The following is a 13352-nucleotide window of genomic DNA, read 5'->3' as shown; positions in this document are numbered from 1 at the left end:
CGCTCCATGAATTGGCGCCACGTATAAGTTCATATACGGGGTATCAATTGTCATGAATCGGTGGTGCAGTAGTGTTTATCCGAGGCCTGTGAGGAACGTCCAATGTCAGCACGTAAAGCCAGAATCGACCTTTTGCACCGTCCCCGGCTTGCCGATCTCAAACCATTGGCACCGGCCCATCCGACGGTGACGATCATGGAGGCCAGAGCGGCGACGAAAAAAGTCACCTCGGCCGCAGACCTCGAAGACCGGCAAGGCTACGTTGAGGATTTCCTGGGCGGCTTCGTTGTTCCCTGGCCAACGGTTGATGCGTCAATTGCCGATGACGTCCAGGAGTTGCTCGGTGGCGGCGACCGTCTGGACTACACGCACTTCTCTATCAGCATGTCACGTTCTCGGCGACTGGCCCTCTACGTCGGGGTCAATATCGAGGGTGGCCTGGGTGTGGATGTTCCCCGGAACAACGACAGCTGGTCGTACGATGGACGCCTGCCCATCAGCACGCAGGTTGGCGAGGACTTATATGCCAGCAATGGCCTGGATCGAGGCCATCTGGTCCGCCGACAAGATCCAAACTGGGGCGAAGAAGCGCACCTCGCCAACTTCGATACGTTCCACTTCACCAATTGCTCGCCGCAAATGGGCGCATTCAATCAGAAGACCTGGCTGGAACTGGAAGACTACATTCTTGACCACACGCAAAGGTGGAAAGCGCGAGCGACGGTATTTACCGGTCCGGTGTTTGCTGACGATGATCGTATGTACCGTGGAGTTAAAATCCCAAGCGCCTTTTGGAAAGTTGTCGCCTACCTGAATGACGACGGCAAGCCATCCGCGAGCGCCTACATGATTGATCAAAGTCGTGAACTGGGTCAGTTGGAGCTGGTCTTTGGCCAGCTACGAACCTACCAGCGGAGTGTGATCCAGATTGAACAGTTGACGAACATTCGCTTCGGGAATCTTGCCGATTACGACGGGTTCAGCAACGAAGAGCGCGCCACGGGAACGCGGATTGAAGCGCTGATCAAGGGCCCTGAAGACATTCGCCTTTGACTACAGGGCTTGGGATCGCCCTTGAGCGTCAGGAAGAAAAAACGCCTGAGGGCTGTGGCACCGGCGCCTTATGTTTGAGCGGCTGCTGCCAAGCCAACTGCGCCTGGACTTCAGCGACTGCATCGAGGACTCTCTGCGCCCAGAGTTCATCATCCGGACGCACTACAACCACGCGAAAACCGTGATCATAGCCTTCACTGCGCACCCCTTCGGAATCATCGACATGCAAGTCGATATCGAATGCCGGGGGAAATTTCGAGGGGGATTTCGAAAGCCCATGTTCCGCCAACGCGCGGTTATGCAGAACACTGTTGACCACACCGTCGACACGAATGCCGTAGAGCATCAGCCAACGCTTGATGTAGGACGGCGTCCGGCCGGACGACGTATAGACCCAGATGCTGCAGCCCCGCCGCCGCAACTCTCGGGTCAGGGAGCGCGTTCCACTCCGCAACGGCTCGCCCAGCCAGCGATGAACACATGCCGGCAGCCGGCTTTGCTCGGTCGCGCAGTGGTGGAGTTGACAGGCCAGCGTGTCATCTATGTCGAACGAAATACGTAATGGCTGACGCTTGAACATGTGTACGGGAACAACGCGCTTGATGGCTCGCCATACCCGACTTCGGGCAACACGGTGGTTGTCGCGCGTCAGATACTTTTTCATCGAGGGCGACCTGGATAGACGGGTAATTGTGTGTCGCTGAGGAAAAATTCCATTGGGTCGGGGGCCTTTTCTTCCAGGAACGCTGCATATTTTTTCTTGATCTTGGGCAGTTCGTACAATGCCTTTACACCATGCTTGGCGGAGTTGCGTATGACCGATGACGGGTTGAAGTAGCCCTCGGCATTATCCAGCGTCAGTACAAATGGAGGAAGCCCCGCGCGCATAAGCAAATAGCTGACGATGAGTGACCCACTGCGGTTATTGCCTTCAATGAACAATTGCGGCTTGCTGAGGATTCGGACATACACACCGGCCGCGCGCTTCCATACCGACTCACTGCGGTACGCGCAGTACCAATTGTATAAATCCTTGATCCCACCCTCTACGTTGTTGAAAAAATGCTCTTCCGTGGCGGCAAGGTGTTGAGCGAACTCCAGTCGGCGCGCCGGGTCTCGACCGCAGAGCACCGTAGCATTGATCTCCAGCATCAGATTCACTTGCTGAAGATCAAACAGGTCGACATCACGTGCGACATAATCGTCAATCAGCGCGTAGCCCTCAAGCACATTCTGCAGCACCTCGTCGGTCAAGGGATCGCGCGGCTCGGTAAAGTGTCTGCTGAGCTCGGCAAAGCGGCTCTGCACATTACGCAGTGCACGTTCAATCGCAGGCAAATCAAGGCGACGCTTTACAGACATTGGCAATCCTGATGAACGGTGTGTGAAAAAGCCAAAACGACCGGATACACGCCAAGGCAGTCTAGCCCTTGGCGGTATGCGGTCTTGATCGGACGGCTGTTGATTAGCTGAACTTCCCGCTGATGTAATCCCCCGTCATTTGTTCGCGAGGACTGTCGAAGATCTGCGTAGTCGGGCCCATTTCAACCAGATAACCGGTGCGCGTGCCCTGGGAAATATCCACCGAGAAAAAGGCCGTCGTATCAGCGACACGGATGGCCTGTTGCATATTGTGGGTTACCAGAGCGATGGTGTAGTCCTTCTTCAACTCGACCATCAGTTCCTCGACCCGCCGGGTAGCGATCGGGTCAAGCGCCGAGCACGGCTCGTCCAGCAACAGAACTTCCGGTTCGGTGGCGATGGCACGGGCGATACACAGCCGTTGCTGCTGGCCGCCGGAAAGGGACAAGCCGCTGACCTTGAGCTTGTCCTTGACCTCATCCCACAACGCGGCGCCTTGCAAGGCGTGCTTTACCCGATCGCCCATATCACCCTTGTAGCGATTGAGGCGCAGGCCAAAAGCGACGTTGTCGAAAATGCTCATCGAGAACGGGTTCGGCTGTTGAAACACCATGCCGATATAGCGACGTACGACTACGGGATCAACACCCTTGCCATAAACGTCCTGGCCGAGGAAATGCACATGCCCCTCGAAACGGAAGCCTTTCACCAGATCGTTCATCCGATTCAGGCTGCGCAGCACAGTACTCTTGCCGCAGCCGGAAGGACCAATGAAGCCGGTGATCTTGTTTTTTTCAATCGGCACATGGCTGTCACGTACCGCCATGAAGTTGCCATAGAAAATCTTGTCCAGCTTGCAGTCCATGACCACAGGCGCCTGGGTGGCAAACGGGGCAGATTCTTGCGCAGATAGTACGTTCAAAATTCAGGTGCTCCCATTCTCAGAACTTGGGCTTGCCGAAAATACGGCTGACAATATTCACGACCAGCACGATCATCACCAGCACCAGCGAGGCCGCCCATGCGAGCTCGAGTTGGTTGTCGAACGGCATCCCGGAAAAGTTGTAAATCAGTACGGCAAGCGACGCCGTCGGATTCATCACTTCGAGACTGCCTTCGTGGTAGATCCAGTAGTTGCTGAACAACGCGGTAAACAACAAAGGTGCGGTTTCGCCCGCTGCGCGCGCCACGGCCAGCATGACACCGGTCAGGATCGCCGGCATGCCGGTGGGCAATACGATTTTCCAGATGACCTGCGAACGGGTGCAGCCCATGCCGTAGGCGGCGTCCTTCATGATCTTGGGCACCATCTTCATCGACTCTTCAGCCGTAAGCACCACGATCGGCAGCATCAGCACGGCCAGCGCCACACCACCCGCCGGTGCCGAGTAGGTACCGGTGGTCATCACCACCAAGGCGTAGGCAAAAACCCCGGCCAGAATCGAAGGCAGGCCCGTGAGGGTCTTGGCGGCAAAGCGTGCGGCGTTGGCCAGCTTGCTGTCCGGGCCCAATTCAGCCAGGAAGATCGCCGCCATGATGCCGACCGGCACCGCGATTGCAGCGGCGATACCAACCATCACGAAGGTACCTGCCATCGCATTGCCGAAGCCGCCGCCCGTCTCGAAACCGGTCGGCGGCAGTTCAGTGAACACCTCCAGGCTGAGGCGAGCACCACCGCGCGTGATCAGCATGTAGAGCACGGAAATCAACGGCACGCTGGCCAGCAGAGCGCCGCCCCAGACCAGTGTGGTCAACACCAGACTGCGCAAGGCGCGGCCTTCGAACTTGCGTTGCAAGCTGGGTAAGGCACCTGTACGAGAAGTGAGGTCACTCATTGTTTTGTGCCTCGCTGGGCATAGACCATGATCATCGATCCGATGATGTTCACCAGTAGCGTGATCAACATCAGAACCAGTGCGGCGTACATCAACACCTCAATCTCGCTCGGCCCAGCTTCGGGGAAATTCAGCGCCAGCAAGGCCGCCAAGGTATTGGCCGGGGCAAACAAAGAAAGCGAGATATTGTTCGCGTTGCCTACCAGCATCGCCAAGGCCATCGTTTCACCCAGCGCCCGGCCCAGACCCAATACCAACGAACCAAAGATGCCGGTGGCAGCGGATGGCACCATCACCTTGAGAATCGCTTCCCAGTGCGTGGTCCCCATGCCATAGGCGGCCTGCTTGGTTTTCATTGGAACCCCCGTAAGGGCATCCTGTGAAACAGCGGCAATGGTCGGCAGAATCATGATCGCAAGCACCAACGCGGCAGGTAACAGTCCTGGTCCGCTCAAGGACGTGCCGAAAAACGGAATCCAGCCGAGTTCGCTGTGAAACCACGCCGTCAGGGGCCGAATCGCCGGGATCACCACGTAGATCCCCCACAGGCCGTAAACGACGCTGGGGATGGCCGCAAGCAGTTCGACAACGGTGCGAAAGACCGCTGCAAGTTTGGCGGGCAGGAAATCCTGGGTCAGGAAAATCGCCATGCTGACGCCGAAGAAGCCGGCGATCATCAGCGCGATCAGGGCACTGTAGAGCGTGCCCCAAATGGCCGGCAGAATGCCGTACTTGCCTTGGTTAACGTCCCAGACGCTGCCCAAAAGGACATCCAGGCCGTGCTTTTCCATGCCTGGAAAGGCCTTGCGGCCGACTTCGAATACCAGCGCAAATACCAGCGCCAGCACCAGAACCACCCCCACACGCGCTAGCGCACGGAAGGTGCGGTCAACCATGAAATCCTTGGTGGAAGGTGGTTGACAGGCAGAATCCGGATTGACCGGCACGACAAAAGGTTTGTTCATTGGCGAGTTCCGGAACTAGGGGAAACTCGCTCGGCGAGGCACGCAGCACACGCCGAGAGAGGACTTCCAAGCGTTACTGGATGTTGGCGGAAGCTTTGCGAACCGGCTCGATGACTGCTTGTGGCAGTGGGATGTAGCCCATCGAATCGGCAATTTTCTGACCCTCGGTCAGGCCGTACTCGATCATTTCACGCATGGCCTTGGCCTTGGCCGGGTTCTCGTTCTGCTTACGGAAGATCATCCAAGTGTAGGAAGTGATCGGGTACGACTTGGCACCGTCTGGATCAGGCAGCCAAGCCACCAGGTTTTCCGGCATTTTCACCGCGGCCAAAGCTTCGGCACCGCTTTCCGCGTTCGGTACGACGTAATGACCGGCCTTGTTTTGCAACTGAGCAAAATCAACCTTGGCCAGCTTGGCGAAGCCGTACTCGATGTAGCCAATGGCACCCGGGGTCTGGCGTACGGTGGCCGTTACACCATCGTTCTTCGGCGACTTGATGAATTTGTCGCTGGCCGGCCAATTGACCGTGTTGCCCTCACCCAGCGCTTTATCGAATGCTGGATTGATGGCCGACAGGTGCTTGGTAAATACCGCGGTGGTGCCGCTGGAGTCTGCGCGCACGACAACGGTGATCGGCATATCGGGCAACTTCAGCTCCGGGTTGGCCTTGACGATCTGCGGATCGTTCCAGTGGGTGATCTTGCCCAGGAAAATATTGGAGTAAACGTCACGCGGCAATTTCAGCCCCTTGGGACTGTCCGGCAGGTTATACGCCAATACGATTTCACCCGCGGTCATCGGCAGCAATTGCACGCCTTCGGCGACCTTGGCAATGTCTTCGTCTTTCATGGCCGAGTCACTGGCCGCGAAATCAACGGTATTGTTCAGAAAGTCCTGTACACCTGCGCCGCTGCCCTTGGACTGATAGTCCACGGTGACGCCGGAGGTTTTTTTACTGAAATCCTTGAACCAGGTCAGGTAAATCGGTGCTGGAAAACTGGCGCCAGAACCTGTCAGTCGGACGCTTTCTTCAGCGAAAGAGACTGAGGTGGCACACAAAGAAATCGTAACGGCGAGCGCAGCAGACTTCATAAAGCTTTTCATCAAAGGGACTCCTCGTGATAGCGGGCTCCCGAACTCTGCAGTAACTTTGTGAAGCTTTTATGAAAGCCACCTGATAAACAGCTCGGCCACGCCTGACCTACCTCTCCGCCAGCCGTTGTGCCAATGACTCACGCAACAACGTACGTGGCAACTTGAAGCCCTTGAACGGCTGCCGAGTGAACGGGTTGTTGGCGCCTTCGGCGTACACCTTGTAGCGCATGACTCCGCTGACCACCGACAGACTCAGGTCGACGCTGGTGACGGTGCGCGCATTGAGCCGGGCGCGACTGAGCAGACGATAGAACGACCACGGCCCGCGGAAACCCAGGCTGACGGTGGTGCCGTCCCGCTTCACCAACGTCAGGCGGCTGTCGCTGCTCTCGCCCTGCGCGCCCGGCCAGCTCATCGCGATGCCTCGGACCGGGCCGTGGGAGTAAATGTGCAACTGGCCGTCGATGCTCAAGGCGCTGTTCAGGTGATCGCTGCTTAATGCGAGCGGCTCCAGGGTAAACGGCACGTTGAGTACGCCGCGGTTATCAAAGAAGGTGTCGCGGATCTGCTCGACGGCCTTGAGCTGGGTGATGACCTCGGGGCGGATCAGGTAGTCCTCCTGGCTGTCGGAATACAAGGCGTCGAGGTTGTCCTTGAGGAACACTTTCAGGTACTGGTCGTGGAAACGCTGTACCAGGCCGGCAGGGCCGAAAAAAGCTTCGAAATCCTTGAGTGAGACATCATGCTGACTGCCGCTCAAGGGGTAGCGCGAGGCCAGGCGCTCTTTGTAAAAGCTGTAGACGTCCGCTTCCCAACGTTGTTCCAGCTCACGCAAGGCCATCACCATCAACACCTGCGCGGTCTGGTCGGCCAAGTGTCGCACCTGCTGGTTCAGCGGCTCCGGCAGGCCGGCGGCGATACGTTGCAGGTTACGGATCGGGTCGGGGTCGGCTTGCGAGAACCGCGCCAGCACCACACCGAGGGCAGCCTTGCCTCGGTTGGGGTGGTCCTGGACCGCTTTGGCATGGTCGTAGACGGCATTGATCGCACGCAGGGTCTCTTCGTAGTAGGAAGGTTTGTCCTGCTCGGCATTGAGCAAACCGGAAAGGCCGGCGAACGCCCGGTGAATGCCCAGCGCCTGTTGCCGTCCCGCCGCATCGTCGGGCGGCACCTCGTCCTTGGCGATAGCCGGCGGGTAAATCAGTGTGTTGTCGCGCACGGTTTCCAACAAGCGGCGCAAAGGCGCGGCGGGACCGGTAACCTGCCCCAACACTTCCAGGGCTTGGGCCAGATCGGTGAAGTCTGTGACGGTAAACTGGTTCAGCGCACGACGCCAGCTGTCGACATAGTCGGCGCTGTACAAGGTCCGTAGCCGTTCGCTCAACACCCGACGGTCCGCCTCGGAATAGTCCAGGCTGCGGCGCTCGCCCAGCACCCATTGGTCGATCAGCGCCAGCTCGGTGACGTCCTGGCTATTGGCTGCAAAATAGTCGCGAAAACCCCGTGCGGTGAGCAATGGCGGCAGGGTCAGGTTTTCATCCAGCGCCGTGCCGCTGTCACGCTCGCTCAGGGACCGATAGACCACGTCGAAGGCCGGGCCGATCTCATTGCGCAGATCCAGTTCACCCTGCAAGCGCTCCCGCGCCTGTTGCCGCAGGGTCATATACACCCGCTGCGCCATGGGCAATTTGCGTAATTGCTGCTGGGTTTGCGCGATCAGTTCACGGTGTTCGGGCAGTTCGACATCGGCATAGGCCAACGCGTAAGTCAGGTGGCGCATCAAGGCCGCCTGGCGCAGGCCCTGCCCCGGATAAGCCTGCTGCCATTGTCGGGCCATCCATTGCGCGACAATGTCCGGACGGCGATTGTCGCGGTCCTCGATCATGCGGTGCACGCGCAAGGCGGCAAGCTGTTCATCGCTGCCCGGTTCCGCGCGGCGGATGACCTCAATCGCGCCGCCGGCGATCGCCGGCAGAAAACGTCGGGACAACAGGTTCAGATAAGCCTGGTCGACCATGGGCCCGATAGCCTGGCCCTGATACAACCCCATGTCGGCCAACCGCGGCCACGTGGCCCGATAATCGCCATACACCGTGACCGCTGCACGGATCTCGTCCAGCGGCACCAGCAGGTCGAGCCCGGTGGGATCGGCCTGCAAGTCGCTGGCCTTGGTGCTGAAGGCCTGGCTTTTGGCCAAGACCTGATCGGCCTTATCATGATTGATGCCGTAGTAGTACCACCAGCCACCGACCAGCAATGCACTGCAGAGCCCAGCCAGCACCGAACCACTAAGCAATAACCGACGTTTGCGGCGCGCCACCTTGAAGTTGTCGCCCGCCAGCCCGGCCTCCGGGTAGACCACCCGCTGCAACAGGTGCTGGGCGAAGTAGACCACCGAATGCCCTTGGGGTTTGGCTGCGCTGACCGGCGCGGGAAACCCGTAGGCCCGCGCTGACGCCTCGACAAACAGGTTGGCCACCAGGCCGCGCTGGTACACCGAAGCCAGGTACACGCCGCGCACCAATGCCGGAGTGGTGTAGCGATCACTGCCCAACACGTCGCCGAGAAATCGCAGCAGGATCTCTCGCGAGCCGCTGAGCTGGCGCATCAGGCAGAACAGGCGCTCCCGCACCGGCGGGGATGCGGGCTCGCCCATCGCCCGCAATACTTGCATGTTCAACGCGTCGATGAAGCGGTCGTAGGCGGCACTCAGTTCATGCAGCCAGGCATCGAAATCCTCGACGGCATCAAGGCTGAAGGTGAAGCCCTGCACTTCTTCCCGCGCCGACGCGGGCAGCTTGGCGAACAGTTCTTCAAAGCCGTCGAGCAAATCGAACTTGCTCAGCACCACGTACAGCGGCAGGCGCGTGCCCAGTTCATGACCCAGCTCATTCAAGCGGGCCCGCAGCAGATAGGCCAGATTGCGGCGCTCGTTGGGTAGGCGCTCGAACAGGCTGACCATGTCCACCACCAGCACCACGCCATTGAGCGGACGGCGGCTGCGGCTACGCGCCAGCCAATCAATCAGGTGATGCCACAGGCGTTTCTCGGCGCCAGCGGGCAACCCGTCGGGTTGTTCGGCCGGGGTCACAAGGGGCTCGGCGGTCGCGTCAGTGTCCGCCGCCGCAGGCTCAGTGACCGCGACTGGAGCCGGCGCCGGCGGCGGTTGCCGCTCAGGCTGGCTAATGAACTCGCCGGGCGGGTCGATCAGCACCGCCTCATCGCCAATCCACCAGTCAATCTCGAATGCCAGGTCTGGGTCCGAGTCAGCCTGCGCGGCGCCACTGCGCGCGGTACGGGTCAGGGCGAAGCTCTGGCTGGAACGGCTGATAAAGCTGGATTTGCCCGCCTTTTCCTCCCCCAGCACCAGGTACCAGGGGATCTGATCCAGGTGGCGGCCCTGATGGTTGTCCCGTACCCGCCCCAGGTGGTTTTCCAGTGACCGCTCCTGGGCTTGCAGGTAAGCCAGGCAGGGATCTTGCACTCGTTGTGCCTGTTGCTGACGTGCCTGCTGCGCGCGTCGCTGGCGCCGGTGTACACACCCGGTCCACGCCAACAGCGGCAGTACCAGCAGCACCACGCTGAGCGCCAGGCGCAGCGGCCAGGGCGCCAGCGGTTGCTCGTCGCGCCAGGTCCAGCCCGGCCCCTGCCACCAGAGCCAGCCCAACGTCACGGCCATGGCCAACACCCCGGCGGCAATGACGATAAGCGCCCTACGGCGCTGAAGGGCGTAATACCCGCGAGCCAACGTGCCCAGCCTCTTGTCCATTATTGTTCGCCCCTGAACTTACAAATATGAAACAGTCTCCGCCAGATTGCGAAAACACTGTTTGACTTGAATATTTCCAATCTTGATTTCGGGCGAACAGTACCAGCGCGCACAAACTTATTTCAATGCACAACGCAAACGAAATAAATATTTACACCTGAACTTATCAATTAACTTGACGAAGCAAGCCCGCCACCAGAAATATCCACCGATATTTACCCAACTCATTTAGCCGAACTCACCTATAACTTACTTACAGAACTTTCCCACAACTAACCCATAAAATTTAAACACACCAGACAGGCCCGAGACATGTCACTAAAAGATCGTTTTTCAGAAGAACTCCGCTACTTGCGGGAGTTGGGGCGCGAATTCGCTGAAGACGATCCGCAACTGGCGCCATTCCTGGGTGACCAGGCTTGGGATCCGGGTGCCGCGCACCTGTTGGAAGGGTTCGCGTTTCTGACGGCCAAGCTGGCACTGAAGATCGAAGACGACCTGCCGCAGCTTACCCACCCGCTGCTGCAACAGATTTACCCCAACTACCTGCGCCCACTGCCCAGCCTCACACAGGTGCGCTTTGACCCTGTGGTACACGCCCTCAGCGGAACGCAGACGATTGCCAAGGGCACCCAGCTGTTTTCGTGCCCGGTGGACGGCGTCAGGTGCACCTTTCGCACCTGTACCGACGTGACGATTTATCCGTTGCAAATGAGTGCGGCGAGCGTCTCCCACAGCGTGCAAAAGTCGGTGCTGAACATCGAACTGCAGGCCTTGTCGGATCAACCGTTGAGCGAGATGAACGGTGACCGCCTGGATTTTTACCTGGGCGGCGGCGACCTCAACGCGCTGACGCTCTACCAATGGCTGGCCCAACACCTGGATAAAATCGTGTTGTGCCTCGACGAGCAACGGCTAGCCCTGCCCCCGGACGCCCTTGGCTTTCCCGGTTTCGAGCCACACGACGCACTGTTGCCCGGCCTGGGTCAGCAGTTAGAGGGTTATCGCCTGCTACAGGAATATTTCTACTTCCCCCAGCGTTTTCATGGTTTCAGTGTCGCCGGGCTGCGCCGCCTGTGGCCACAGGCAACGGTGAAGCAGATTCGCCTGGAGTTGCATTTTTCCACGCCCTTGCCGGCCATCGTCCAGGTCAACCCAGAGACGCTCTGCCTGTACTGCACCCCCGCCATCAACCTGTTCGAACACCCGGCCGAACCGATCCAACTGGATGGCGAGGCATTGCAGGAGCCCGTGCAACCGCGCGGCCCACACGCGCAAGCCTACGAGGTCTTCAGTATCGACCAGGTCAGCGCCCGACGTCGCAACCCACAAACCCCGGCAAACAAATACCGTACCGACTTCGCCCCCTATGAGTCGTTGCAACATCAGGTGGAAACGACCGGGCAGCGCACGGCGCGCTATTACAGCCACACCATAGAACCAGAGCTGCTCAAGGATCGCGCCAAGCACAGCCTGCGCCTGATCCACGCCGACCAGAGCCCATACCTGGGCGAGCGCGAAGTGCTCAACATCGGGCTGATCTGCACCAACGGCGACCTGCCTGGGCAGTTGCAGGTAGGCGACCTCAGCCTCGTCACCCAGACCACCCCCTCGTTCGCCACCTACCGCAACCTCACCCGGCCGACCCGCGCCTACCCACCGATGCTCGACGGGCAGACGCAGTGGGCACTGATCTCCAACCTGGCCTTGAACAACTTGTCGCTGTCGTCACCGGCGGCGCTCAAGGCGGTACTGCAGGTCTACGACTTCATCGCGGCCCACGACCTGCCCCACCGCCGCGCCACACAACGCCGTCTGGAAGGTATCCGTCAGGTCGGCAGCGTCCCCGTCGACTGGCTGATCAAGGGCCGGCCCGTACGCGGCAGCCGTACCACCCTGAACATGGACCCCGCCGCCTTCAGCAGCGCCGGCGACCTGCACCTGTTTGGCAGCGTGCTCTCGCATTTCATGGCGCTGTACGCCAGCACCAACGCCTTTCACCAACTGGAGTTCGTCAACGCGACCGACGGCACATCCTTCATCTGGCCGATGCGCACCGGCCAGCAACCGATCATCTAACCCACGGAGACCTGTATGCCGACACTGAACCCCACCACCACCTTTTCCAGCGCCCATGGCGACGCCCGCGACGGCCCGCCCGAGAGCGAACTGTTCTGTCATCACGACCCACTGGAGTTCCAGTTGCGCGGGCACAGCTTCAACCCGCTGGTGGATGTCGCCATGCCACTGTTCGGGTTGGTGATCCGTCTGCGCAGGACCGAGGTCTACGGGTCGGTGGAACACTTACATGGGCATCTCACCAACCAGATCAAGGTGATGCTCGAAGAACTGCGCCAGCACGCCTACAGCGAGGTCGAGTTGCGGGTGTTCTCCTACGGTTTGTGCGTGTTTGTCGATGAAGCGGTACTCGCCACGCCTTGGGGCTCCGGGTCGATGTGGCAGGCCAAGTCGCTGCTGAGCAGCTTCCACCAGGAAACCTGGGGCGGCGAGACGTTCTTCACGTTGCTGACTCGCCTGCAGGAAACCCCGGAAAAATACCGTGATGTGTTGCTGTTCATGTACCTGTGCCTGTGCCTGGGCTTCAAGGGCCAGTACAGCATGCAGACCCAGGGCGACCAGTCCTTGCAGCACCTGATTACCCGCCTGCGGAGTGTGCTCGGGGCGTTGCAAGAACCAGCGCCTGCACGACTGACTCGCCCGCTGGACAACGTTGCGCCGCGCCACTACCAGATGAACCGGCAGTGGCCGTGGTGGACACCGTGGGTGGCGGCCACTGCGATCTGCCTGGGTGCTTATGGGTTCTTCGCAATACGCCTGCACAGTACGACCCAACAAGTCATGCTCTCGCTGGAAGCCCTTTTATTGCGTTAACGGCTGCGCGCCTATTCGCTGTTTTGCGTAATAACCAGCGCACTAGCGATCCGAGAAAAATGAACCTTAGGTGCAACTAAAAGAAACATCCCACAACACACGCGGAAAGTGTGAAGGCGACATCCAGATAGTGCCTCTCTAAAGTTCAAGCTCTTTAACCTGCCACTATGGATCGCCCGCAGGAGTTGCCATGCCTCATCCGCGTGATGTGCGCTTTGCCTTCAGTTCAACCGCCCACATCAACTTCGATGTCGTCTCATTTGAACTGACCGAAGGGCTTTGCGAACTGTATTGCCTGACGATTGACTTGGTCAGTACCTCGGCCGATGCCAACTTCGCGCAACTGCTGGATCAACCCGCAACACTGACGATCTGGCAAG

At 59.3% G+C, this 13352-nt stretch carries 10 protein-coding genes and 1 pseudogene; 4 read left to right on the top strand and 7 right to left on the bottom strand.

The annotated features are described in order from the left end of the window. The first annotated feature begins 102 nt into the window (after positions 1–102). Entirely contained in the window at positions 103–1053 is a 951-nt protein-coding gene (locus AC6CIA_RS25135; protein WP_498315797.1) for a DNA/RNA non-specific endonuclease, read from the top strand. A 28-nt stretch (positions 1054–1081) separates the two neighbouring features. On the opposite strand, the gene AC6CIA_RS25130 is transcribed toward AC6CIA_RS25135, so the two are convergent. From AC6CIA_RS25130 to tssM, 7 genes are all read right to left on the bottom strand, one after another. Beyond that, entirely contained in the window at positions 1082–1717 is a 636-nt protein-coding gene (locus AC6CIA_RS25130) for a hypothetical protein (RefSeq protein WP_498315796.1), read from the bottom strand. Further along, positions 1714–2415, bottom strand: a complete 702-nt coding sequence (locus AC6CIA_RS25125; protein ID WP_498315795.1) for a hypothetical protein — start codon at positions 2413–2415, stop codon at positions 1714–1716. The genes AC6CIA_RS25130 and AC6CIA_RS25125 overlap by 4 nt, the downstream gene beginning before the upstream one ends. Positions 2416–2518: 103 nt before the next feature. Continuing rightward, entirely contained in the window at positions 2519–3280 is a 762-nt protein-coding gene (gene pstB / locus AC6CIA_RS25120; RefSeq protein WP_218020870.1) for a phosphate ABC transporter ATP-binding protein PstB, read from the bottom strand. 76 nt (positions 3281–3356) lie between these two features. After that, a complete protein-coding gene (gene pstA, locus AC6CIA_RS25115; RefSeq protein ID WP_498315794.1) occupies positions 3357–4250 on the bottom strand; it encodes a phosphate ABC transporter permease PstA in 894 nt (297 codons plus the stop codon). Next, complete coding sequence (pstC, locus tag AC6CIA_RS25110) at positions 4247–5215, bottom strand: phosphate ABC transporter permease subunit PstC (RefSeq protein WP_498315793.1); 969 nt, start codon at positions 5213–5215, stop codon at positions 4247–4249. Before pstC ends, pstA begins: the two co-directional genes overlap by 4 nt. Before the next feature lie 73 nt (positions 5216–5288). Continuing rightward, complete coding sequence (gene pstS / locus AC6CIA_RS25105) at positions 5289–6320, bottom strand: phosphate ABC transporter substrate-binding protein PstS (RefSeq protein WP_498315792.1); 1032 nt, start codon at positions 6318–6320, stop codon at positions 5289–5291. A gap of 97 nt (positions 6321–6417) precedes the next feature. After that, positions 6418–10080, bottom strand: a complete 3663-nt coding sequence (gene tssM / locus AC6CIA_RS25100) for a type VI secretion system membrane subunit TssM (RefSeq protein ID WP_498315791.1) — start codon at positions 10078–10080, stop codon at positions 6418–6420. Between the two features lie 312 nt (positions 10081–10392). On the opposite strand from tssM, the gene tssF reads away from it, so the two are divergent. The 3 genes and pseudogenes from tssF to AC6CIA_RS25085 form a co-directional block, all read left to right on the top strand. After that, positions 10393–12159: a type VI secretion system baseplate subunit TssF gene (gene tssF / locus AC6CIA_RS25095; protein WP_498315790.1), complete on the top strand. Its 1767-nt coding sequence runs from the start codon at positions 10393–10395 to the stop codon at positions 12157–12159. A gap of 15 nt (positions 12160–12174) precedes the next feature. Beyond that, positions 12175–12972 (top strand): type IVB secretion system protein IcmH/DotU, encoded by a 798-nt coding sequence (gene icmH, locus AC6CIA_RS25090; RefSeq protein WP_498315789.1) that lies wholly within the window; start codon positions 12175–12177, stop codon positions 12970–12972. A 190-nt stretch (positions 12973–13162) separates the two neighbouring features. Further along, positions 13163–13352: pseudogene (locus AC6CIA_RS25085) on the top strand (type VI secretion system tip protein TssI/VgrG); the annotation flags it as partial.

It is taken from the genome of Pseudomonas sp. GQ91, from assembly GCF_059758795.1.
This window is presented reverse-complemented; position numbering and strand designations above follow the sequence as displayed.

Coding starts and splice junctions, on each gene's coding strand:
- AC6CIA_RS25135 (WP_498315797.1), top strand. CDS start 103: ATGTCAGCACGTAAAGCCAGAATCGACCTTTTGCACCGTCCCCGGCTT.
- AC6CIA_RS25130 (WP_498315796.1), bottom strand. CDS start 1,717: ATGAAAAAGTATCTGACGCGCGACAACCACCGTGTTGCCCGAAGTCGG.
- AC6CIA_RS25125 (WP_498315795.1), bottom strand. CDS start 2,415: ATGTCTGTAAAGCGTCGCCTTGATTTGCCTGCGATTGAACGTGCACTG.
- pstB (WP_218020870.1), bottom strand. CDS start 3,280: ATGGACTGCAAGCTGGACAAGATTTTCTATGGCAACTTCATGGCGGTA.
- pstA (WP_498315794.1), bottom strand. CDS start 4,250: ATGAGTGACCTCACTTCTCGTACAGGTGCCTTACCCAGCTTGCAACGC.
- pstC (WP_498315793.1), bottom strand. CDS start 5,215: ATGAACAAACCTTTTGTCGTGCCGGTCAATCCGGATTCTGCCTGTCAA.
- pstS (WP_498315792.1), bottom strand. CDS start 6,320: ATGAAAAGCTTTATGAAGTCTGCTGCGCTCGCCGTTACGATTTCTTTG.
- tssM (WP_498315791.1), bottom strand. CDS start 10,080: ATGGACAAGAGGCTGGGCACGTTGGCTCGCGGGTATTACGCCCTTCAG.
- tssF (WP_498315790.1), top strand. CDS start 10,393: ATGTCACTAAAAGATCGTTTTTCAGAAGAACTCCGCTACTTGCGGGAG.
- icmH (WP_498315789.1), top strand. CDS start 12,175: ATGCCGACACTGAACCCCACCACCACCTTTTCCAGCGCCCATGGCGAC.